Source organism: Streptomyces sp. URMC 126 (assembly GCF_051386555.1).
Classification (GTDB): domain Bacteria; phylum Actinomycetota; class Actinomycetes; order Streptomycetales; family Streptomycetaceae; genus Streptomyces.
Genome location: NZ_JBPQTX010000091.1, coordinates 1 through 23,159, shown reverse-complemented (window position 1 = coordinate 23,159; position 23,159 = coordinate 1). Strand labels below are relative to the sequence as shown.

The following is a 23,159-nucleotide window of genomic DNA, read 5'->3' as shown; positions in this document are numbered from 1 at the left end:
GTGCCGGGGCGGGTACGGGGACGGGCACGGCCGTCGTCCGGGCGGCGAGCACCTTGACGATGGCCGAGGCGAGGGTGGTCTTGCCATGGCCGTGGTGGCCGATGGCGCCGATGTTGAAGTGCGGCTTGGCGGTACGGGTGAACGCGTGCTGGGACATGCTGCGGACTCCGGTTCTCCGGTGCTGCGCCGGACTGGATCGTCGTGGGCCCCGCGGCCTCGCCGACCCTCCCCGTACGGGGCCGCCGGGGACGATCCGGGAAGGGTCAGCGTCGCGTCGTGACCGGAGTTCCGACGGGGACACCGGGAGGCACGGGCATGCCGGAGGGCATGGGCGTGCGAACGGGGTCGCCAGGGTGGGCAGCCCCGAGCGCGCCCGCGGGTGCGGACTTCCGTGCGCTGGGGACGGACCGGAGCATGCTTCTGATGCTCGCTCACGCCGTCGGAGGCGTCGAATGGTTTTCACGGGACGACGGCACGGCGCGGGCGCGCGGCACTCGGCCGCCGGTCGTCGCATCGTCAGGCCGTTTGTCCACACCGCCTGACGACGGCGTTTCCCGGCCCCCGCCGGCCCCGGAAGGGTCCGGACATGGGGCCGGCTCCCGCGTGCCGACGCCCCGGTGGTGCCCCCGGTGCGTGTGACGCGAGCCCCGCCGCCGTCACCGTCCCGGTCCCGCCCTCCCCACCGCTTCCGCGGCCTCGGCCCCCTCGTGTCGCGCCCGTTCCCCCTCCTGCCCCCGCGCCACCACCACCGCCAGGCCCACGGTGACGGCGGCCAGTGCCGTGAAGTACAGGAGCGCGCCGTGGAAGCCGGAGAGGACGTCGGGGCCGCGGGTGGCGTGGAAGATCGCGCCGGCCACCATCACGCCGACGGAGTTGGCGATCTGCTGGGCGGTGGCCAGGAGTCCGGAGGCGACGCCGGACAGGCGGGTGTCGACGCCGGCGAGGACGAAGCGGATCAGGGTCGGAGCCACCGCGCCCGCGCCCAGCCCGTTGAGGACCAGGAACACCGTGGCCGGCACGTCGGCCGGGTGGAGCCGGCCGGCCGGGAGGGTGGCCAGTCCGAGGTAGCCGACGGCCATCAGTGCCGGCCCGCAGGTGGTGAGCGGGACCGCCCGGCGGGGGTCCGCCCGACCGGCGGCGACCGAGGCCACGAGGAACGCCGTGCCCAGCCCCGCGTAGAGCCCGGCCGACCCCAACGGGCTCAGCCCGGCGCCCTCCTGGGCCGTCTGGGACAGCACCACGTAGAACGGCACCTGCGTACCGAAGAACGCCAGGCACAGCACCAGCCCCACGCCGAAGGTCCACCGCCGGAACAGCGCCGGATGCAGCAGCGGAGCGCCGCCGGCGCGGGTGAGGCGGCGCTCCCACCGGACGAAGCCGGTGCCCGCGGCGACCATGACCGCCAGGGCGAGGGCCACGCGGCCCGGCCCGTTCCCGGGCAGCGACCACGGCAGCACCGCCGCGGCCACGGTGACGGCGAGCAGCGCGGCCCCGGGCAGGTCCGGCCGTCCCGCGCCGGCCCGCGGCCGGCCGCCGCGCGGCAGCGCGCGGCCCGCCGCCAGCACGGCCGCGCAGACCGGAATGTTCACCAGGAACGCCGACCGCCAGCCGCTGCCGGCGAGGTCCAGCCGGGTCAGCACCCCGCCCCCGAGCTGGCCGAGCGTCGAGCCCGCGCCCAGGACCGCGCCGAACGCCCCGACCGCCGCGCCCCGGCGGGCGGGCGGCAGGACCGTCTGGATGCCGGCCAGGACCTGGGGGAACAGCAGCGCCGCCCCGATGCCCTGGACCGTCCGCGCCGCCACCAGCACCTCGATCGAGGGGGCCAGCCCGCAGCCGACGGAGGCGAGGCCGAACACGGCGGTTCCGGTGAGGAAGACCGGGCGGATCCCGTACCGGTCGCCCAGCCGGCCACCCGTCACCAGCAGGCCGGCGTACGCCATTCCGTAGCAGGCGACGACGAGGTACGTCTGCGCGTCGCCCGCGTCCAGCTCCCGCTGGACCACGGGCAGCAGCACGTTGACCACGGAGACGTCGAAGATGGCCAGGAACTCCCCCACCAGCAGCACGCACACCGCGAGCACCGCGCCACCGCCCCCGTGCGGCTCCCGCGCCGGTCCGCTCACCCGGTCGTTCCCCCCGCCGCCGGGGCGCCCCGGCTCAGTCGCAGCAGCCGGTACTCCACCACGCCGTCGCGTTCCCGGACCGCCCGCGCGGCCACGGTCGTCAGAACGACGCCGGCCTCGTCGGCCAGCCGCCGCAGCGACGCCGCGTCGCCCCTGCTGCCGAAGCCCAGGAGCGCGTCGCCCCCGGGGCGGACGCGGTCCGGTGCCTCCCGCAGGAACGCCCGGTGCGCCCGGTATCCGGGGTCGACATAGGCCATGTCGTGGAGGCTCAGCCGGGTCAGCCTCTCGGGCGCGAGGACGAAGTTCGAGTGCCAGAAGACCAGGTCGAACGTCTCGTCCGGGGCGAGGCCGGCGAACATGTCGCTCTCCCGGCACCGCACCCGGCCCGCGACACCGTGCCGGGCCGCGTTGAGCGCGGTGTTGCGGACGGCGTGCGGGTTGACGTCCGTCGCGACGACGTACGCGCACCCGGCGAGGGCGGCGCTGACGGCGATCACGCCGGCGCCGCAGCCGATCTCCAACAGCGTGCTGCCGCGCGGGAAGTCCAGCAAGCCGAGGAAGGTTTCGGTGGACGGCGAGTACACCGGCGGGAAGACCTCGTCGAGCAGCGTCCAGTCGCGGCCGGCGAGCGGGAACTCCGCCGGCCGGTCACGGCGTCCCCGGCTCTCGCGGCTGCGCCGCAGCGAGCCGCGGTAGTCCGTGACCGGGGAGGCGGGGGCCGCGGACACGTCGAGAGCCGGGGACGTGTCGGGGGCCGGGCGCTCGGTCATCGCACCGCCCGGAGCCGGGGCAGCGCCCGCTCGCCGAACAGCGCCACCGATTCCGTGGCCAGGACGGGGTCCAGGGTGGAGAAGTTCACCTGGAGGCTGGCCACCTCGAAGCCGCCGCAGCGGTCGTGGAACTCCCGCAGCTCGTCCACGATGTCGTCCGGCGTGCCCACCAGGGCCGCCGAACGGGCGCGGACCGAGCGGAAGTCGTCGGCGGCCAGCTTCTCGATCATCTGCCGGTAGCCGGGGTAGTCGGCGCTCGACGCCCCACCGGTCCAGTCCGATGCGGCGGCCGTGAGGCTGCGCAGGTAGGCGTTGACCGGTTCCTCGGCCCGTTCCTCGGCGGTCCGGCGGTCGGGGGCGCAGTGCATGTGGAAGGCGAGCATCACCCGGCCGCGTCCCGGGTGCCCGGCGGCCTGCCACGCCTTGCGGTAGACGTCGAGGAACTGCCGCAGGGTGTCGGCGGCCAGCGGGTTGGCCATGATGCCGCAGCCGAGTTCGCCGGCCCGCCGGAAGCTCTGTTCGCTGGAGAGCGCGGCGATCCAGAGCGGCGGGTGTGGCCGCTGTGTGGGCCTGGGGAGGGAGGTGGTGGGCGGGAAGGAGTGGAAGCGGCCGTCGAGGGCCACCTCCTCCTCGGTCAGCAGCCGCCGGACCGCGTCCACGCCCTCGTCGAACCGGGCCCTGCTGGTGTCCATGTCCACCCCGAACCGCCGGAACTCGTGCGGGAGGAACGCCCGGGCGAAGCCCACCTCCAGCCGTCCTCCGGAGATGGCGTCCAGCATCCCGATCTCCCCGGCCAGTTTCAGTGGGTGGTTGAACGCCGGCAGCACCGCGCCGGTGATCAGCCTCAGGTTACGGCTGCGGGCCGCGGCGGCCGCGAGGAACACGATCGGATTCGGCGAGTAGCCCCCGTACCGGTGGAAGTAGTGCTCCACGGTGCGTATGTGGTGGTAACCCAGCCCGTCCGCCAGCCCCACCAGCTCCAGGCACTCGGCGAAATACCGGTCCGCCGCCTTGTCGTGGTGGTGTACATCCGGGAAGAAATTGATGCCGACCTCCATCGGCGACGCCCCCGTTCGTCTGATGTGGCATCAGAAAGTGCCACAATAACCGGCCCCGCGCGAGCCGGCCGCCTTCAGCAGAGCAGGATCCTCACCGCCGAGTCAACCCCGTTCGACCGCGTACGCCTTACCCGGACACCGTGCTTCGTCGCCGCCGCTCCGCGTCGCGACGAAACCGATCAGCGCCTTTCGAAAGGAATTCCGGACAAGGGATTCGGAAAACACTTGACATGGGGTCAATGGCCCGCACATCCTGTCATTTGACAGGCTGCTGAGGATCCCAGGGCGTGTGGTGCGGAGCCGCCCGAACAGCGGCCCACGGGGGGACTGCCATGAGGGATGTCCGGGCCGCGGCCCGGGCCGGCGGCCGGCCGCGCCGCCCCGGCCCGTTCGCGCCGCGTGCCACGGAGCGCTGAACCTGCACACTCTCGCCCGCGCGACCACCGACCGCCGTGAATCCGCTTTCGCGCGGACACCGCACACCACGGACGCCACGGGAATACCTCGAACACCTCGGATACCGCGGCACCCACAAGCTCCACGGAATGCGCGGAAAACTCGGCCGACACGAATCCGGGAATCCCGAGGAATCCGCGGAGCGGGCGGCACGGGTGCCGCGTCGCACTTTCACCGGAAGTCGCCCCGCCGCGGCTCTCCGGAAATACGGGGGAAACAACAGTGCGTACGCTACTGGTCGACAACTACGACTCGTTCACCTACAACCTCTTCCACTACCTGGCCGAAGTGAACGGCACCGAGCCGGTGGTGCTCCGCAATGACGATCCCTGCCCGTCGGACGGGGAACTGCGGAATTTCGACAACGTGGTGATCTCGCCGGGCCCGGGAACCCCGGAGCACCCCGCCGACTTCGGCATCTGCCGGGAGCTCGTCGAACACGGCGGACTGCCCCTCCTCGGCGTCTGCCTGGGACACCAGGGAATCTGTCATCTGGCGGGAGCCGCCGTCCGCCGGGCCCCGGAAGTCCGCCACGGCCGGGTGTCGCCCGTCCTGCACACCGGGACCGGGCTGTTCGCCGGGCTCCCCTCCCCCTTCGACGCCGTCCGCTACCACTCGTTGGCCGTCGACGGCCTCCCCGCGGATCTGGAGGCGCTCGCCCGGACGCCGGACGGGGTCCTCATGGGCGTACGCCACCGACAGCGGCCGTCGTGGGGCGTGCAGTTCCACCCGGAGTCGGTCTGCACCGAACACGGCCACCGGCTGCTGCGCAACTTCCGCGACCTGACGGAGGACTGGCACCGGCGCACGGGCCGGCCGCGCCCGGCGGCCCCGTCCCCCCGGCGGTCCGGCACGGCACCGGACATCCCGCCGCCATCAGGCGGCACCCTCCGCTCAGGCGATGCTCCGTCACCGGACGTCACACCGACAGCCGGTGGCGGACGCCACTGGCGCGTGCTGGCCGAGCGAATACCGACCGGCGCCCCCGCCGAGGTGGTCTTCGACCGCCTCTTCCGCTCCTCCCGGCACGCGTTCTGGCTGGACAGCAGCGCCGCCGACGCCGCCCTCGGCCGGTTCTCCGTCATGGGCGACGCCGAGGGGCCGCTGGCCCGCGTGGTCACCGCCGACGTCTGGCACGGCACGGTCACGGTGACCTCCGCCAACGGGGTGGAGATCGTCGGCGGTCCGTTCTTCGACTGGCTCGACCGCGACCTGGCCGCGCGCCGGGTGGACGTGCCCGAGCTGCCGTTCGAGTTCGCCCTGGGCTGGGTCGGCTACCTGGGGTACGAGCTGAAGGCCGAGTGCGGCGGCGAGCGCGTCCACCGCTCCCCCGAGCCGGACGCGGTCATGATCTACGCGGACCGTGCCGTGGTCTTCGACCACCTGACCGCGACCACCCATCTGCTCGCACTCGCCGCCCCGGGCGGCCACGGGCCGGCCCGCGCCTGGCTGGACCACACCCGCGCCGAGCTGGCCCGCCTCGCCGACCACCGCCCGGGACCGGCCCCCGCGCCGCAGCGCCTCTCCGCGCCGCGGCTCCGGCACGGCCGGGACGGGTACCTCGCCGCCATCGACGCCTGCCAGGAGGCGATCGGCCGCGGCGAGACCTACGAGGTGTGTCTGACCAACATGGTGCACGCCGACGGCCCCCTCGACCCCTGGGACGCCTACCGGTTCCTGCGCCGCACCAGCCCCGCGCCGTTCGCCGCGCTGCTGCTCCTGGACTCCCTCTCCGTGCTCAGCACCTCCCCGGAACGGTTCCTGCGGGTGTCCGCGGACGGCCTGACGGAGTCCAAGCCCATCAAGGGCACCCGGCCGCGCGGCGCCACCCCCGCCGAGGACGCGCTGCTCCGCGAGGACCTGCGCACCAGCGAGAAGGACCGGGCGGAGAACCTGATGATCGTCGACCTGGTCCGCAACGACCTCGGCCGGTGCGCCGAGATCGGCTCGGTCCACGTCCCCGAGCTGTTCGCCGTCGAGACCTACGCCACCGTGCACCAGCTGGTCTCCACCGTCCGGGCCCGGCTGCGCCCCGGCCGCTCGGCGGTGGACTGCGTACGGGCGGCGTTCCCCGGCGGCTCCATGACCGGGGCCCCGAAGATCCGCACCATGCGCCTCATCGACGAGCTGGAGGCCGGGCCGCGCGGCGTCTACTCGGGTGCGATCGGCTATCTGTCCCTGTCCGGCGCCGCCGACCTCAGCATCGTCATCCGCACCGTCGTCGCGGCTCCCGGCCGGGTGTCCTACGGCGTCGGCGGGGCGATCGTGGCGTTGTCGGACCCGGCCGAGGAGTTCGAGGAGACCGCCGTCAAGGCCACCCCGCTGCTGCGGCTGCTGGGCGCGGAGTTCCCGGGCCGCCGGCCGGCGCCCACCGGCTGACGGCCCCGGTCCACGGCCGTAGACGAGGAAGCCCGTCCCACGCCCGTCCGCGCGAAACCCCCACCCGTCCCCGCACACGGCAGGAGACACGATGCGCACGGTACGCACCCAGGTCGCGATCGTCGGCGCGGGGCCGGCCGGCCTCGTCCTGGCCCATCTGCTGGACCTGGAGGGGGTGCGCTCGACGGTCCTGGAGCGGCGCGACCGCCGGTACGTCGAGGGCCGGGTCCGGGCCGGGCTGCTGGAGCAGGGCACCGCGGACCTGCTGCGCGGCAGCGGCGTGGGGCGGCGCATGGACCGCGAGGGCCAGGTCCACGAGGGGTTCGAGCTCCGCTTCGACGGGGAGCGGCACCGTCTGTCGACCGCGGAGCTGTGCGGCCGGACGGTGACGATGTACGGCCAGCAGGAGGTGGTGAAGGACCTCATCCGCGCCCGCGCGGAGGCGGGCGAGCTCCCGCACTTCGGTGTGGACGACATCGCGCTGGGCGACCCGGCCGGGGACTCCGCCACCCTGCGCTGCACCCTGGACGGCGAACCCACCGTCGTCCGCGCCGACTTCGTCGCCGGCTGCGACGGTTTCCACGGCGTGACCCGGCGCTCCGTCCCCGCCGGGCGGCTGGTCCGCCACGAGCGGACGTACCCCTTCGCGTGGCTGGGCGTCCTGGCCGCCGCGCCGCCGGCCGGCGAGGAGCTGATCTACGCCGTCCACGAGCGCGGTTTCGCCCTGCACAGCATGCGCTCGCCGACGGTCAGCCGGCTGTACCTCCAGGTGGCGCCCGACGAGGACCTGGGCCGGTGGCCGGACGACCGGATCCGGGCCGAGCTGCGCACCCGGCTGTGCCCCGCCGGCGAGCCCCTCCACGAGGGGCCGCTGAGCCGGCACGGCATCACGTCCATGCGGAGCTTCGTCGTGGAACCCCTGCAGTACGGGCGGCTGTTCCTGGCCGGCGACGCCGCCCACATCGTCCCGCCGACCGCCGCCAAGGGCCTCAACCTCGCCATGGCGGACGCCGTCGTGCTCGCCCGGGCGCTGGCCGCCTGGTACGGCCGGGGCGACCGGGAGCCGCTGGACGGGTACTCCCGGACCTGTCTGCGGCACGTCTGGCAGGCGCAGGACTTCTCGGCGTGGCTGACCCGGCTGTTCCATCCGCATCCCGGGGAGGACGCGATGGAGGCGCGACTCCGGCGGGCCCGGCTGCGGCATCTGGTCGAGTCCCGGGCCGCCGCGACCGACTTCGCCGAGCAATACACGGGTCTCGCCCGGGAAGGGGCGGCCGCCACCGGCGCCTGACCTCCCAAGACGGGGAGGAGGCGGGCAATCGAGGCGCCGCCGCGCTCCGACGCGCCCCTCACTTCATCCGCCGATCACACCGCGCGTGCCGCCGTGTCGGTTACGCTCCTCCGGTGCACGAAACCGCCGCGCCCGCCCCCGGCCCCGCCGAGCGGCGCCTCGCGCGTGCCCTCGCCTCCCCCTGGTCCCGGCTGGCCCTGCTGGTGCTGATCGTCGTCGGCGCCGCGGTCACCGTCCTGGCCTGCCACCCCGAACGGCTGCTGGACGCGGGCCTCCCGGCCGGGGTGCCGTACGGCCTGTCGTTCGTCCTGTTCGCGGGCGCGTACGGGCTGTGCACGGCGGCGTTCGTACCGCGGCCGGTCCTGAGCGTCGCCGCCGGCACCCTCTTCGGGACGCAGGCCGGCGCGGTGGCCGCGCTCCTGGGCACGGTGCTGGGCTCCGCGGCGTCGTTCGGTCTCGCGCGGCTGCTGGGACAGCGCGCGCTGCGCCCGCTGCTGCGCGCCCGCTGGCTGCGGGCGGCGGACCGGCAGCTGAGCCGGCACGGCTTCCGCTCGATGCTGGCGGTACGTCTCTTCCCGGGGGTGCCCTTCGCCGCCGCGAACTACTGTGCGGCGGTGTCGCGCGTCGGCTGGGCGCCGTTCCTGCTGGCCACGGCGCTGGGCAGCGCGCCGAGCACCACCGCGTACGTGATCGCCGGCAGCCATGCCGCGTCGCCCGGGTCCCCCGCGTTCCTCGCCGCCGTGGCGTTCATCGCGGTGACCGGCGTCGCGGCGGTGCTGGTGGCCTGGCGGCGCCGGGGCCGCGCCTTCGCGGCGGGCCGGCAGCGGCCTTCCTGACCGTCCGGCGGCCCTTCCCTCAGCGGCCGGGCGGCTCCCCTTCCTTGTCTTCCTTGTCTTCCTTGTCTTCCTTGTCTTCCTTGTCGTCGTCCTCCTCGCGTTCGCCCTCCGCCTGGGACGGCGTGGTCCGCGGGGTGTTCGGATGCGACCGCTCCGGAAGGTCGTCGTCCCGTTCCCCCTCGGCCTGGGACGGTGTGGTGTCGCTCATGCTGCTGCCCCTTCCGCGGCGCTCTGCGTGGAACACTCCGAGTACCCGGGCCCCGGCAGCGCATGCGGCCGCCCGGCCGGTCACGCCCGTCCCGGCGCCTCACGGTGGCGTGACGGCGGCCTGAGGTCGCCGCCCTTGCGGAGGACGGCGTAGCCGATGCCGATGCCCGCGGCGACCGGCCAGTCGAGGACACCCGCCACACCGAGGGCGCCCACGCCGAGGTAGAGGGGCAGCCCGCCCTTGGCCGGGAGGATCCGCTGCGCCGCCGTGACCGGCAGCTTCACCGCCTCCGCGGCGACTCCGGCGATGGTGTCGACGGGGATGGTGACGGTGACCGTCCGCCCGCCGGCCTCCCGGTGGACGACGCCGGTGGCGGGTCGGCGCGCCGCCGCGTCCTCGGGGCGCTCGGTGTTCTCGGGGCCGTGGTCCGCCCGCTCGTCGTGCGGCGCCTCCCGGCGGTGGGCTTCGAGGTGGTCGGTTTCGCGCCGGTCGGTCTCCCGGTGGTCGGCGGTGTGCCGCTGTCGGGTGGAGTGCTTGTGGGCGTGCTTGGTGTGGTGGCTCACGGCTGTCCCTCCAATGCCCCGCCGGAAATACCGGCATTCATGCACTTTTCTCATTATGTTCATTTTCGGTGTGCGCGCCTCTCGCCCCTCCGGCCGGCGGGCGCGGCATCACGGCGTGCGGTCCGACGAGCGGGAGGTGCCGGTGGGGTCGTGGAGCGCGCTGGTGCCCGCCCTCGTCGGCACGGCACTGCGCCAGGGCCCGGCCCTGGCGTGGGACACCGCGGCGGGCGCGTACCGCTGGGGGCGGCGGACGGCCGGCGAGGCGCTCTCCTCGCTGACGACCACGGTGGCGGCCGGCCTCGCCGAGGCCGCCGGTGCCCTCGCGGAGGGCGGCCGGGACCGTACCCGCCGCCGGGTCTGGACGAGCGGAGGCCGGACGCACCTGGAGGTCCGGGGCCTCGGCCGCGGGGAACGGCACGACCGGCTCGCGACCGCCCTGCGCACGGCCCTGCACCGCCTGGAGGGGGTGAACTGGGCCGAGGTCAACGCCGTCCTCGGACATGTGGTGATCGACGCCGACGAGGACCGCGTCGACCTGACGGACCTTCTGGAGCTGGTGGAACGGCTGGAGACCGAGCACGCGGAGCAGCCCGGCGCCGGGGCGTTCGACGCGGAGGGCCCCCGCCCGCCGTTCGACACGGTCCCGGCGACGCTGGCGAAGGTGGCGCTGGCGGCCGACTGCGTCGGCCTGGTGTGCGCGACCGCCCGCCGGCTCGCCCCGCTGCCGGCCCTGCCGCCCGCCCTGCGGCTGCCCGTCGTCCTGGCCGAGACCCAGCCGCGGATCCGCCGCGCGCTGGAGGACCGGCTCGGCGGCGAGCACGCGGACGTCCTGCTCGCGGCCTCCAACGCGCTGGCGCACGCGCTGACGCGCGGAGCCGGTCCGCTGGCCCTGGACCTCGTGCACCGGGTCTGGCAGCTCGCCGAGATCCGCGCCCGTCTGGACGTCTGGGCGCTGCGGGAGCCCGAACTGGTGGGCAGGGGCTCGGATCTGCCACGGCGGGCCCCCGAGCGGGCCGCCCGGCCGGTGCCGCTGCCGGACGGTCCGGTCGAGTCCTGCGGCCGGCGCACCGCGCTGACCGCCCTGCTCGGCGCGGGCGGGCTGCTCGCCTGGACCCGTGATCCGGAACAGGCGGCCCGGACCGTCGTGGCCACCGCGCCCAAGGCCGCCGAGGCGGGCCGCGAGGCGTTCGCCGCCCGGCTGGGCCGCGACCTGGCGCACGCCGGTGTACTGCCTCTGGACCCCAACGCGCTGCGTCGGCTGGACCGGGTCACGACGGTCCTGTTCGACGCGCCGGTGCTGTGCGCCCCACGGCCCCGGCTGCTGTCGGCCGCCGCCACCGGGGACCTCGACGAGGCGGCCCTGTGGAGCGCCGCCCACCGCGTCCTCGCCCGGTTCGCCCTCGGCGACCTGTGCGGGCCCGGCCCCTGGACGGCGGACGGCTGGCGCCTGGAGCGGGCCCGCGACGCCCCCTCGGGAGGTCCGGACGCCGCCGGGGGCCTGCCTCTGGACCTGTGGGGTCCGGACGGGGCGCGGGCGGGCCGGCTCCTGGTCGGCTGCGAGCTGGATCCGCTGGCCGACGCGCTCCTCGCCGTCGCCCGCGGCCCCACCCGGCGCGTGCTCCTCACCGAGCACGTCAGCGCCGCCGAGTTGCTGCCGCGCGCCCACCGCACGGTGCCCGCCGGGGTCTCCCTGTGCGAGGAGGTGCGGCGGCTCCAGCGCGACGGTGAGGTGGTGCTGCTCGTCGGAACGGCCGGGGACGCCGCCCTGGGCGCCGCCGACGTGGCCGTCACCGTGCCGCCGGGGCCCGGCGCCCCGGGCCGGCCGTGCTGGACCGCCGACCTGGTCTGCGGACCGGGCACGGCGCTGGTCTGGCGGGTCCTCGCGGCCCTGGAACCGGCTCGCGAGGTCAGCGCCGCCTCCGCCCGGCTGTCCCTGGGCGGGTCCCTGCTCGGGGCGCTGATCGCCACGGGCGGGGCCCGGCGCGGGCGGGCGGGCCTCGCCACCTCGCCGGTGCACGGCGCCGCCGCGGTGGCCATGGCGGGCGGGGTGCTGGCCGCCCGCCGGGTGGCCGCCCGGCCGCTGCCGCCCGGCCGCGTCCGGGGGACCTGGCACGCGCTCGGGGCCCGAGAGACGCTGTACCTGCTGCGGACATCCGCGGGTGCGCCACCGCCCCCTCCCGCCCGGCGTCCCGCACCGCTCGCGGCCGTCGCCCGGCTGCCGGTGGCCGGGCCCGCGGCGCGGGGGTCCGTACGGCTCCTGGGCGCCGTCCGGGAGGAGCTCCGCGACCCGCTGACGCCCGTCCTCACCCTCGGCGCCGCCGCCTCCGTCGCCGTCGGCTCCACCGTCGACTCCGCGCTCGTCGGCGGGGTGATGACCGGCAACGCCCTGATCAGCGGCGTACAGCGGCTGCGTGCCGAACGGGCGCTGCGCGGGCTGCTGCTGGCCGAACGCCCCACCGCTCGCCGGCTGCGGTGGGCCCCGCCGGACCCGTCCGACGCCGCCCCGGAGGGCCTCTTCGCCTCCCTCGCGGCGGCGCCCGTGGAGACCGTCCCGGCCGAGGACCTGCGCGCCGGGGACGTCGTCGCGCTGGCGTCCTCCGATGTGGTCCCCGCGGACGCCCGGCTGCTGTCCGCCGACCGGCTCGAACTCGACGAGTCCCCGCTGACCGGCGAGTCCGCGCCCGTCCCCAAGGACCCCCGGGCCACGCCCGGAGCCGACCTCGCCGACCGGTCCTGCATGGTCTACCAGGGGTGCACGGTACTGGCCGGCACCGGGTACGCCGTCGTGGTGGCCACCGGCGCGCGGACGGAGGCGGGCCGCGCCGCCGACCTCGTCGGCGAGGCCACCGCCGCGCCCGGCATCGAGGCCCGGCTGGCCGCCCTCACCCGGACCGCGCTGCCCGCCGTCGGCCTGGGCGGCGGCGCGGTGACGCTCCTCGGGCTGGTCCGCGGCCTGCCCCTGCGGGAAGCGGTCGCCTCGGGGGTCGCCATCGCGGTGGCCGCCGTCCCGGAGGGGCTGCCGCTCGTCGCGACCGTCGCCCAGTCGGCCGCCGCGCGGCGGCTGTCCCGGCACGGCGTCCTGACCCGCTCCGCGCGGGCCCTGGAGGCGCTGGGCCGCGTGGACACGGTCTGCTTCGACAAGACCGGCACCCTCACCCGGGGGCGGCTGTCCGTCACCCGGGTGGCCGTCCCCGGCCGGGAAGCGCCGTCCCTCGACAGCCCGGCGGGGCGGCGGGTGCTGCGGGCCGCGGCCCGCGCCTGCCCTCCGGCCGTACCCGGGCGGCCGGCCCCGCACGCCACCGACCGCGCCGTCCTGGACGCCGCCGCCGTACACGGCGCCCCCGACCACGCCTGGCGGCTCACCGCCGAACTCCCCTTCGAAACCGGCCGCGGCTACTCCGCTTCCCTGGGCACCGACGCGGGTACGCCCGTCCTCGCCGTCAAGGGCGCCCCCGAGACGGTCCTCGACCGCTGCACCGCACTAACGACCGGCGACGGCACCACGGCACCCCTGGACGCGGAGCGACTGCGGGCCGCCCAGGAACTGGTGCAAGCACTCGCCCGGGACGGGCTGCGGGTCCTGGCGGTCGCCGAGGCACGACCGGCCGGAACGCTGCCGGCCCGGGGAGGCGGCGGGACCGGCGGCACGTCGGGGGACGGAGGCCGGTCCGACGGCACCGCTCGGGACGGCGGGATCCGCTACGGCGACGGCCCGCCGGGCGACGGAAGCCGGCACGCCGACACCGGTCCGGACGACGGCCCGCCCGATGCCGCCAAGCCGGGCGGCAAGAACCGTCCCGGATGCACCGCTCCAGCGAACGAGACCCGATACAGCAGCCCGATCCCGGACGGCGGGAGCCGGTGCACCGACACCTCGCCGGACGACGAAGGCCGGTCCGGCGGCACCGCTCGGGACGACGGGACCCGCTACGGCGACGGCCCGCCGGGCGACGGAAGCCGGCACGCCCACACCGCCCCGGACGACGGCACACGCGATGCCCCCGCGCCGGGCGGCAAAGACCGTTCCGAATACACCGCCCCGGCGGACGAGACCCAATACGGCGGCCCGACCCCGGACGGCCAGAGCCGGTACGCCCACACCTCGCCACACGACGGAGGCCGGTCCGGCGGCACCGCTCGGGACGACGGGACCCGATACGGCGACGGCCCGCCGGGCGACGGAAGCCGGCACGCCCACACCGCCCCGGCGGACGAGACCCGATACGGCAGCCCGATCCCGGACGGCAAGAGCCGGTACGCCCACACCTCGCCACACGACGGAGGCCCGTCCGGCAGCACCGCTCGGGACGGCGGGATCCGCTACGGCAGCCCAACCCCGGGCGGCGACAGCCGGTACGCCCACACCTCGCCGGCCGGCCAAGGCCGGTCCGGTGCCGTCGCTCCGGACGACGGGAGCGGTGCCGCGCCAAGCGGTGGGGCCCGGTACGGCCTCGCCACGGGTGGCGAACAGCCGTTCGCCGGTGCCTCGGGGCACGAGGGGAGACGGCCCTCGGCCACCGGTGACGGCGGGGACGGCGCCGCCGAGCCCGAACTCCCGGACATGGTCCACGACCTGACGCTGCTCGGCTTCCTGGCGCTCGCCGACACCCCGCGCCCCGGCGCCGCGGAGGCCGTCCGGCGGCTCACGGAGGCGGGCACCCGCGTCGTCATGATCACCGGGGACCATCCGGCCACGGCCGCCGCCGTCGCCCGCGAACTCGGCATCGACGCGGGGGAGGTCGTCACCGGCCCCGCGCTCGACACCCTCGCCGAGCCCGAGCGCACGGCCCGGGTCGCCGGCGCCACCGTGTTCGCCCGGGTCTCCCCCGAACAGAAGGCCGGCATCGTGGACGCCCTCCGGTCCGCCGGCCGCGTGGTCGCCATGACCGGGGACGGGATCAACGACGCGGCCGCCATCCGGCTCGCGGACGTGGGCATCGGTCTGTCCGCACACGGCTCCACGTCCGCCCGGGCCGCCGCGGACCTCGTCCTCGCCGAGCCCGACCCCCGTCTCATCGTGGCCGCCCTGCTGGAGGGACGGGCGCTCTGGCGCAGCGTGCGGGACGCGGTGGCGGTGCTGGTCGGAGGCAACGCGGGCGAGGTCGCGTTCACCGTGCTCGGCACCGCCGTCTCGGGCCGGGCGCCCCTGGGCACCCGGCAGTTCCTCCTGGTCAACCTGCTGACGGACATGCTGCCCGCGCTGGCCATCGCGGTCGCCCGGACCGGCGCGGCGGACGACGACGACCTGGCCGCGGGCCCGGTGCCCGCCCCGCTGGGCCGCGAGCTGGGCCGGGCCCTGGCCGTCCGGGGCACGGCCACCGCGCTCGGCGCCGCCGCGGCCTGGCAGTGCGGGCGCGTCACCGGACGGGCCGCGCGCGCGAGCACCATGGGGCTCGCCGCGCTCGTCCTGACACAGCTCGGCCAGACCCTGACGACGGACTGGCGCAGCCCTCTCGTCCTGACCACCGCGGGCGTGTCCGCGCTGGCGCTCGTCGCCGTGGTGCAGACCCCGGGCGTCAGCCACTTCTTCGGCTGCGCGCCGCTGGGGCCGGTGGCCTGGGGCACCGTCCTCGCCACCTCGTCCGCCGCGACCCTCGGCGCCGCCCTGGCGCCAAGGCTGCTCACCGGCGGCCTCCGCGGGACCGGCACTCCGGTGCCGGACGGCTCCACGCCGGCGGAGGGCGCTTCGGCGCCGGACGGCTCCGCGCGGCGCCCCGTCCGTGCGCCGGCGGTGCGGTCGGGGCGGCCGGCATCCCCGGACGGGCCGGTCGCCGCCTCGGCTGCGCCGGGGCCGGCGCGGCCCGGGGCGGACGCCGGGGCCGGTGCGGGGCCCGGGCCGTCCTCCGCCCGGGGCCCGGGCGGGGCGGCGGACGGCTCGTAGAGCGGCCCCGCCACTCACTCGTAGGGCAGCCCCGCCACGTCCCGGTTGTGGAGCCACAGGGCGGCGCGCAGCGGCCACCAGCGCGGCGAGAACGCGCGCGCGGCACAGACCGGCCGGTGGGCGATCCGGCACTCGTCCGCCGACCGCGCCGTCGCGCCGGGCCCGCGGACGACGGACCGCCCGTCCTCCGCGTCGTACCACCGCCGCCCCTCCGGCACCTCGGCGACGGGGTACCGCCCGGGCTGGAGCAGGATCCAGTGCCCGGTGTCCGTGGGGCGGAGCTCGGCCGTCCGGCCGCAGTCCGGACAGTCCGGCGTCTCCGGCCGCCGGGCGGACAACCCGTCCCCGTCTTCTTCGGCGCCGAAGTGGTCGCCCCACGCGCCGAAGTCCTCGGGCCGGACGTCGGGCGCGCCCGCCCGTCCTCCCTCATGTCCCGCCATGGAACGGAGCGTGCCGCCGGAGCCGCCGCTTCACCAGGGGCTCGGCCGGCCGTCGCGCCGGGCGGCCAATGGCGCGGGCTGGGGCGGGAGACGGCTCGTGGGCCGCCGTGCGGCCCGCCGGTGGCGGGCGGCGCGGCCGACGCCGCGCTCTTGCCCGCGAGGCCGTCTGTGCCCGCGTTCGTGCCCGGGCAGGCGAAAGCCGCTGATTCGGGCGATCCCCCGCGTCGCCCGAACCAGCGGTCATACCGGGTTCTCCCCGCTCAGCGGGCCGACCGACCGGTATCCTCCTGAGTATATTGGCTCGGAGCCAGTCAACGCAGGAGTTACAGCATGTCCCCCCGCAGTGCGTCGGTCAATGAGGAGTTGCGCCGCAGGTCCCGCGAGCGGCTCCTCCAGGCAACCGTCGAACTGATAGACGAGCACGGTTACGAGGCGACGACCCTCGCGGACATCGCCTGCCGGGCCGGTGCCGCGCGGGGGCTCGTCTCGTATTACTTCCCCGGCAAACGGCAGTTGCTGCAGTCGGCGGTGCACCGGTTGATGCACATGGAGCTCGCGGCGGCACTGGAGCGCGAGCCGGTGAGCCCCGACGGGCGGGAACGGCTGGCGCGCGCCATCGACGCGATCCTGGGTCTCGCCCGGGACCGGCCGCGGCTGATGCGCACCCACATGGCGGGCATCCTCCAGTGCGAGGGCTTCATCCAGTGCCCGGAGCAGCAGCGGCTCGCGGGCCTGCTCAGGGACACCGTCGAGCGGTACGGGTCCGCCGACCCGGAGACCGACTACCGGCTGCTGCGGGCCCTGATGATGGGCGCGGTGGTGGCCATCCTGCTCCCAGGGGCGCCGATGCCTCCGGAGCGGCTGAGGTCGGAGCTGTTCCAGCGGTACGGGCTGGACTGGGGCCTGGGCCGCCCGCCCGGTGCCGAGCCGCCTCCACCGGGGGTGTGAGGGGCGGGTAGAGCCCGTTCGGGGAGGAGGCGGGAAGCGGGCCGGAGTGTGACGGGCCCCGGAACGGCTGCCGGGCGCGGGCGGCGGTGCGATGCTGGAGGCAGCCGCCGGAAGGAGGCACCTCCGTGCTTCGCGTCGCAGTCGTCGGTTCCGGGCCGAGCGGGGTCTTCACCGCCCAGGCCCTGGTGCAGCAGGAGAGCGTGCCCGATGTGGCGGTCGACGTGCTGGACCGGCTGCCCTGCCCGTACGGGCTGGTGCGGTACGGCGTCGCCCCGGACCACGAGAAGATCAAGTCGCTCCAGGGAACCCTCCGTTCGGCCCTGGAGCATCCGCGGATCTCGTTCCTGGGCCATGTCCGGGCGGGCGAGGGACCGGGCGAGATCCCGCCCCGGCGGCTGCGGGAGCTGTACCACGCGGTGGTCTACTGCGTGGGCGCCGCGTCCGCCCGCCGGCTGGGGATCCCCGGGGAGGACCTGCCGGGCAGCTGGTCGGCCACCGAGTTCGTCTCCTGGTACAGCGCCCATCCGGACGCCCCGCCGGACGGCTTCTCCCTGCCCGCCCGCTCCGCCGTGGTCATCGGGGTCGGGAACGTCGCCGTCGACGTGGCCCGGGTGCTGGCGCGGGGCGCGGAGGAGTTCCGGACGACCGACGTGCCGCACGCCGCGCTGGCGGCGCTGGCCGCGAGCCGGGTGACGGACGTGCACATGGTGGGGCGGCGCGGGCCGGCGCAGGCCAAGTTCACCACCAAGGAGCTGCGCGAGCTCGGCGGACTGGCCGGGGTGCGGACCCTGGTCCGGGCCGACGAGGCGGCGCTGGACCCGGCGTGGGACGACCCGTCCGGGCTGCCGGCGGCGGCCCGCCGCAATGTGGAGGTGCTCCGGGAGTGGTCGGAGCGGCCGGTCCCCGGCGACGGCCGCCGCATCCACCTGCGTTTCTTCCTGCGGCCCGTCGCCCTGCTCGGGGACGACGCCGTACGGGCGGTGCGCTTCGAGCGGACCGCCCCCGACGGCGCGGGAGGCGTGGCCGGGACGGGCGAGTTCGAGGACGTCGAGGCGCAGTTGGTGCTGCGGTCGGTGGGGTACCGCGGGGTGCCCATCGGAGGGCTGCCGTTCGACGCGGAGAACGGGACCGTGCCGCACCGGGCGGGCCGTGTGCTGCGGGACGGCGCCCCGTCGCCCGGAGAGTACGTGGCCGGCTGGATCAAGCGCGGCCCCACCGGGGTGATCGGCACCAACCGGCCGTGCGCCAAGGAGACGGTGGCCTCCCTGCTCGCCGACGCCCCGGCGCTGCTCGCGGCCCGCGGCCCCGTCGGCGATCCGCGACCGGCGCTGCGGGCGGCGGGGGCCGAGCCGGTGGAGTGGCCCGGCTGGCTGGGCATCGAGGCGGCGGAGACCGCGCTCGGCCGGGACCTGGGCCGGGGTCCGGTGAAGATCCCGGACTGGGAGGGCCTGCTGGTCGCGGCACGCGCGGGCACCGGCGGCTGAGCGCCGTCCCGTCGCCGGGTTGTGCTTGACTGGCACCGGTCAATCGCCGTGTGGGGGTGGGACATTGGAGATCGAGCTCTCGTCCGGAACGATCGACTACGAGGACACCGGGGGCGACGGGCCGGTGCTCGTGTTCGCGCACGGGCTGCCGATGAACGGCCAGCAGTGGCGCAAGGTGGTGCCGCTGCTTGACGGTTACCGCTGTGTCCTGCCGACGCTGCCCCTCGGCGGCCACCGCAGACCGATGCGCCCGGACGCCGATTTGTCGCACACCGGTGTCGCCCTGCTGCTGGGCGAGTTCATCGAGCGGCTCGGTCTGGACGACGTGACGCTGGTGCTCAACGACTGGGGCGGCGGCCAGTTCCTGATCTCGGAAGGCCGGGCCGGGCGCCTGGCGCGTCTGGTGCTGGTGGCGTGCGAGGCGTTCGACAACTTCCCGCCGGGGGCGGCCAAGCCACTGTCCGCGGTCTGCCGGGTACCCGGGGGCGTCCGCCTGCTGACCGGCCTCATGCGCGTCCCCGCGTTCCGCGACCACCCCAAGGGCTACGGCGGGATGAGCAAACACGGCCTTCCGCCCGAGCTGATCGCCGAGTGGTTCGGGCCCGCGAGCCGGAGCAAGGCCGTCCGCCGGGACTTCGCCAAGTTCGCCACCTCGGCGCCCGACCGCCGCACCCTGCTCCGCTGGAGCGAACGGCTCCGCGCGTTCGACCGCCCGGTTCTGGTCGTCTGGGCCACCGAGGACCGGCTGATGCCGCGCGAGCACGGCCCGCGGCTCGCGGAGCTCTACCCCCGGGGCCGGCTGGTCGAGATCGCGGACTCGTCCACCCTGATCCCCGAGGACCAGCCCGAGCGGCTCGCGGAGGTCCTCACCGGCTTCCTGGTGGAGCACGGAGCGCACCCCGTTCCCCGGCACGGCGGCTGAACCCCGGCACGGCCGTCGGGAATGTGTCCACTCCGACCTCGTTCGGGTGACGGCGGGCATGCCCCGCAGCGGAACGGGCACCTTCGGCATGTCCCCAACCGCCCTACCAGAGAGGGCTGTTATGCGCCGTTTCGTCGCCGCACTCCTGGGAGTCGCCGCGACCGTCGCCCTGCTCGCCACACCGGTCCGCGCCGCCGGCATTCCCGGCCTCAAGGAACTGCACACGCACGCCCGGCCGGCCGGAGGCCACACCGCTTCCGCCCACACCGGGCCCGGTCACACGGAATCCGGCCGGCCGGGCTCCGGCCCGGTGACCTCCGGCCGCCCCCACTGCCTCCTCAACGTGCTCGGTCTCCTCTGCCTCCTCTGACGCGCGCCGGGCGGGCGGCGCCTTCCGGGGCGCCGCCCGCGACCCCGGCGACGGACGGCGCCCCAGAGCGCCCTCCTCCCTCCGCGACGGCACGGACGGAGGCCGCAGCCGTCGCCGCACCCCGACCGGCCGGGCGACCACACCCACGCCCGTGCGTAAGGGAGTTCAGCGACGGCCACTCCCACCGCGCATCCGGACCGGTCGGCCGACGTGACAGAGCCTCAGGCGCCTTCCCAGCCTCGGCCCGCGATTCTGCGTGCTGGTCACATATCCAGCACCCCTCGTCGTGCGACCACTGCGGGGCCACGCCTTCCACGCCCCCATCCCCCGACATCGGGCTGCTCGCGCGAAGCGGCTCAAGTCGCTTTCGTTAACACGATGTTCGTGTCACAGGTCACACCGGACGACGGGGGAGGGTGAGACACTGTCGATCACCCGAACAAGTGAACGACTGGGGGAAACAGAACGTGAAGGTGACGATTTCGCCACGCTTCTCCGAAGTCGATGTGCTCGGCCACGTCACGAACTCCGCGGTGCCGGTCTGGTTCGAGCACGGCCGGTTGCCGATTTTCCGGCTGTTCAGCAAGGAACCGAACATGCGGGACCTCGCCCTCATCCTGCGCCGGTACGAGATCGACTTCACCCGGCAGATCTTCGCGTCCGATGACGTCGTCATCGAGACCAAGGTGGCGAAGGTCGGCAATACGTCGATCACCATCGAGCAGGTCGCCACGCAGGGTGGTGCCGAAGTCGCCCACGGCACCTGTGTGATGGTCCATTTCGACTACGAGAGGGAGGCCACCGCCCGGATCCCGGACCATCTGCGAGCCGAACTGAGCGCCCTGTAGCACCAGACCCGACATGTTCAGCCGAGATTGGATTCTGCCCAAATGAGTGTATCGCACAACCTGTTGGTCGATCTCGATTCGTCCGAGTTTCTGGACAACTTCCGGCGCAACATCGACGAGTTCGACAGCGCCCGGCTCCCCCAGGAGCCGCTGTCCAGAGAAAACCTGCGCAAGCTGGTGGAGTTGGGCATATACCTTCCCGCCATCCCACGCGAGTACGGCGGCCGGGAAAGCCATCGAGAGATGTGCGAAATCATCGAGATCATGTCCGAGCGCAACCTGCCCATGGGCATGTACACGATGATCGTTACCGTGCTCTTCCTCCGCAATGTGGCGGCCGGTGGTGACGACGCGCTGAAGAAGGAGGTCTTCGAGGACTTCCTCCGCAACCCCGTCATCGGCGGCCTCGCCTTCACCGAACCGAGCAGCGGCTCCAACCTGGCGCGGATGCGCACCACTTATCACGAGGACGGCGACGGTTACCGGATCACCGGCACCAAGCACTGGCAGGCCTTCAGTGAACAGGCGGACTGGTGGATCATCTGTGCCAAGCACCCTGAGCGCAAGGAGTTCGCCTACTTCGCCCACAAGCGGTCCGACGGCGGATTCGAGACCACCGAGGTCTACGACAGCCTGGGGCTGAAGAACCTCGGATACGGCCTGAACACCCTGGACCTGCGCGTACCGCGCCATTACCGGCTGGCCAAGACCAGGGAGAACCTGGGCGACGCCGCCGAGATCCTGTGCGCTTCCCGGTTCAGCAAGGCCGCCATGGCCAGCGGATTCCTGCGCCGGTTGAGCACGGAAGCGCTGCGCCACGTCACCACCAGGAAGATCGGTGACGGCATCCTGCACGACATCGACTACGTCCGGTACAAGGTCGGCCGTATCAAGCAGAACTACGTCGTGTGCAACGCCCTCTACCGGCATCTGATGCTGGACGAGGACTACTTCACCGACCTTGAGAACAGCATGTTCGCCTCGCTGGCCACCAAGGTGCTGGCTTCGGAACTGATGCTGGATTCGGCCATCGACTACCAGCAGTTGTGCGGCGGGGAAGGCTACCGGACGGACGCGCCGGACAACATCGCCGCGTACGCCCTGCTCGACGCGCGCGTCTACACCATTTTCGACGGCACCAACGACCTGCTCTGCCAGCATCTGGCGACCTTGTTCCTGCGCCGGTTCCGGCAGTCCGGACTCCGGTCGCCGCTGGAGTTCACCGGCCGGTTCGGATACCTGGAAGACGCGTTCTTCCTCCTCACCGATGTCAACCTCAGCTATCTCGCCGATGCGCCGTCCCAGGACAGGACGGTGATCCTGGGGCGCATTCTCTCCAGGATGTACGGGATCAGCATGCTGCGGAAGGCGGCCAGAGGGGCCGCGCCCAGTACGCGGCTGGCCGTGGAGGAGACCGACTATCCCAAGGCGATCGCGGTGCTGAAGAACGAGATCTTCTCCTTGGTCAACGAGTACGAGCTGGCCGGCCGAATCGCCGGGACCGAGGCGGAGCCGGAGGCGGCGCGGCCGCTTACCCACACGGCCACGGTCGACTCGAAGGTCGGCGTGCGCTAGTGGCCGGCACCGGCAAGAGTCTCAAGGTCTCGCTGATCGCCCTGGCGTTCGTCACCATCTACGGGTCGGGCTTCGTGGGCGGCCGGTACGGCCTGCCCTACGCGGAACCGCTGTATTACCTGGCCATCCGATTCGGTGCGACCGCGGTGGTGCTGTTCGTCCTGATCATGTGCTTGCGGATCGAGTGGCCGCGCTCGGGTTACCTCCACCTCATACTCAGCGGCATTCTCCTGCAAGGGGTCTTCTCCGTAGGGGTGTTCTACGCGCTCTACCGGGGAATGACGCCCGCGGTCTCCGCGCTGATCATCGCGCTGCAACCCATTCTGGTGTGGCTGATGGTCTCGGTCGTGACCTCAAGAAAGGTCCGGCTGCTGTCGGTGCTTTCGCTGATCGGCGGGGTGCTCGGGGTCGCCATCACGGTGTACCGGGGTCTGGAGTCGTCATCCGGGCTCACCCCGACCAATGTCGCCTTCGGCTTCCTCGGTCTGCTGGGCCTGTCCACCGGGCAGTTCTACTACAAGGTCAAGAACCCCGGCGCGCATCCGTTGATCAATGGATGTGTGCAGTCCGGATCGTCGGCCGTCGTGATGCTCATCGGCGCACTGATCTTCGAGAACGGCGATATCCAGTGGACTCCGAAGTTTCTGCTCTCGGAGCTGTGGATGTCGTTGGGGGTGTCGATCGGTGCGCTCAGCTTGCTGTTCATCCTGATGCGTTCGGAGAGCGCGGACCGCGTGGCGTCGTACTTCTACGGGGTGCCGATCGCGGCGGGCCTGATCGCCTGGCCGGTACTGGGCCAGCGCCCGACCGTATCGGAAATCATCGGATTCGCGGTCATCGTGGTCTCGATCATCGCCTTCAACCGCAGCAGCAGACCGTCCGGCGCCGAAGAGGCTTCCGAGGCCCGGACCGATCGATCGGTACCGGCGGCAGACCGCTTCTGAGCGGGGTACCCGCTTTCGGCGGGACCGGGGGCCGGCGACGGTGCGTGGTGCTCCGTCGCCGGC

Annotated in this window: 17 protein-coding genes; 11 read left to right on the top strand and 6 right to left on the bottom strand. The window is 74.4% G+C overall.

Going from position 1 to position 23,159, the window contains the following annotated elements:
* Positions 1–656: 656 nt before the first annotated feature.
* The 3 genes from ACSNOK_RS13970 to ACSNOK_RS13960 are packed head-to-tail and all read right to left on the bottom strand — an operon-like array spanning position 657 to position 3,951.
* Entirely contained in the window at positions 657–2,123 is a 1,467-nt protein-coding gene (locus tag ACSNOK_RS13970) for an MFS transporter (RefSeq protein ID WP_436780959.1), read from the bottom strand.
* Positions 2,120–2,893, bottom strand: coding sequence for a methyltransferase domain-containing protein (locus tag ACSNOK_RS13965; protein WP_436780958.1), 774 nt, complete (start codon positions 2,891–2,893; stop codon positions 2,120–2,122). The genes ACSNOK_RS13970 and ACSNOK_RS13965 overlap by 4 nt, the downstream gene beginning before the upstream one ends.
* Positions 2,890–3,951, bottom strand: a complete 1,062-nt coding sequence (locus ACSNOK_RS13960; protein WP_436780957.1) for an LLM class flavin-dependent oxidoreductase — start codon at positions 3,949–3,951, stop codon at positions 2,890–2,892. Before ACSNOK_RS13960 ends, ACSNOK_RS13965 begins: the two co-directional genes overlap by 4 nt.
* 678 nt (positions 3,952–4,629) lie before the next feature.
* On the opposite strand from ACSNOK_RS13960, the gene pabB reads away from it, so the two are divergent.
* The 3 genes from pabB to ACSNOK_RS13945 all read left to right on the top strand — a co-directional run bounded on the left by pabB (position 4,630) and on the right by ACSNOK_RS13945 (position 8,913).
* Positions 4,630–6,786, top strand: coding sequence for an aminodeoxychorismate synthase component I (gene pabB, locus ACSNOK_RS13955; RefSeq protein WP_436780956.1), 2,157 nt, complete (start codon positions 4,630–4,632; stop codon positions 6,784–6,786).
* Positions 6,787–6,877: 91 nt separating this feature from the next.
* Positions 6,878–8,077, top strand: coding sequence for a 4-hydroxybenzoate 3-monooxygenase (locus tag ACSNOK_RS13950; protein WP_436780955.1), 1,200 nt, complete (start codon positions 6,878–6,880; stop codon positions 8,075–8,077).
* A gap of 113 nt (positions 8,078–8,190) precedes the next feature.
* Positions 8,191–8,913, top strand: a complete 723-nt coding sequence (locus ACSNOK_RS13945; RefSeq protein ID WP_436780954.1) for a TVP38/TMEM64 family protein — start codon at positions 8,191–8,193, stop codon at positions 8,911–8,913.
* Between the two features lie 19 nt (positions 8,914–8,932).
* Here the strand turns inward: ACSNOK_RS13945 and ACSNOK_RS13940 are convergent, their stop codons facing one another.
* Both ACSNOK_RS13940 and ACSNOK_RS13935 read right to left on the bottom strand, forming a co-directional pair.
* Complete coding sequence (locus ACSNOK_RS13940) at positions 8,933–9,121, bottom strand: hypothetical protein (RefSeq protein ID WP_436780953.1); 189 nt, start codon at positions 9,119–9,121, stop codon at positions 8,933–8,935.
* Positions 9,122–9,201: 80 nt separating this feature from the next.
* A complete protein-coding gene (locus ACSNOK_RS13935) occupies positions 9,202–9,684 on the bottom strand; it encodes a hypothetical protein (RefSeq protein WP_436780952.1) in 483 nt (160 codons plus the stop codon).
* A gap of 70 nt (positions 9,685–9,754) precedes the next feature.
* Here ACSNOK_RS13935 and ACSNOK_RS13930 point away from each other — a divergent pair, with 70 nt between their 5' ends.
* Positions 9,755–15,565 (top strand): HAD-IC family P-type ATPase, encoded by a 5,811-nt coding sequence (locus ACSNOK_RS13930; protein ID WP_436780951.1) that lies wholly within the window; start codon positions 9,755–9,757, stop codon positions 15,563–15,565.
* Positions 15,566–15,579: 14 nt separating this feature from the next.
* Here the strand turns inward: ACSNOK_RS13930 and ACSNOK_RS13925 are convergent, their stop codons facing one another.
* Positions 15,580–16,005 carry a DUF6083 domain-containing protein gene (locus ACSNOK_RS13925; RefSeq protein ID WP_436780950.1) on the bottom strand — a complete coding sequence of 142 codons (426 nt, stop codon included), beginning with the start codon at positions 16,003–16,005 and terminating at the stop codon, positions 15,580–15,582.
* Between the two features lie 330 nt (positions 16,006–16,335).
* Between ACSNOK_RS13925 and ACSNOK_RS13920 the strand changes: the two genes are divergently transcribed.
* From ACSNOK_RS13920 to ACSNOK_RS13890, 7 genes are all read left to right on the top strand, one after another.
* The gene (locus ACSNOK_RS13920) at positions 16,336–16,953 is read left to right on the top strand and encodes a TetR/AcrR family transcriptional regulator (protein ID WP_436780949.1); all 618 of its coding nucleotides are present in this window, start codon (positions 16,336–16,338) and stop codon (positions 16,951–16,953) included.
* Positions 16,954–17,078: 125 nt separating this feature from the next.
* Positions 17,079–18,437 (top strand): FAD-dependent oxidoreductase, encoded by a 1,359-nt coding sequence (locus tag ACSNOK_RS13915; RefSeq protein WP_436780948.1) that lies wholly within the window; start codon positions 17,079–17,081, stop codon positions 18,435–18,437.
* 64 nt (positions 18,438–18,501) lie between these two features.
* Positions 18,502–19,359, top strand: coding sequence for an alpha/beta fold hydrolase (locus ACSNOK_RS13910; RefSeq protein ID WP_436780947.1), 858 nt, complete (start codon positions 18,502–18,504; stop codon positions 19,357–19,359).
* 121 nt (positions 19,360–19,480) lie between these two features.
* Positions 19,481–19,729 (top strand): hypothetical protein, encoded by a 249-nt coding sequence (locus ACSNOK_RS13905; RefSeq protein WP_436780946.1) that lies wholly within the window; start codon positions 19,481–19,483, stop codon positions 19,727–19,729.
* A gap of 473 nt (positions 19,730–20,202) precedes the next feature.
* Positions 20,203–20,577, top strand: coding sequence for an acyl-CoA thioesterase (locus ACSNOK_RS13900; RefSeq protein WP_436780945.1), 375 nt, complete (start codon positions 20,203–20,205; stop codon positions 20,575–20,577).
* A 42-nt stretch (positions 20,578–20,619) separates the two neighbouring features.
* Positions 20,620–22,152: an acyl-CoA dehydrogenase family protein gene (locus ACSNOK_RS13895; RefSeq protein ID WP_436780944.1), complete on the top strand. Its 1,533-nt coding sequence runs from the start codon at positions 20,620–20,622 to the stop codon at positions 22,150–22,152.
* The gene (locus ACSNOK_RS13890) at positions 22,152–23,096 is read left to right on the top strand and encodes a DMT family transporter (RefSeq protein ID WP_436780943.1); all 945 of its coding nucleotides are present in this window, start codon (positions 22,152–22,154) and stop codon (positions 23,094–23,096) included. Before ACSNOK_RS13895 ends, ACSNOK_RS13890 begins: the two co-directional genes overlap by 1 nt.
* Positions 23,097–23,159: the final 63 nt, after the last annotated feature.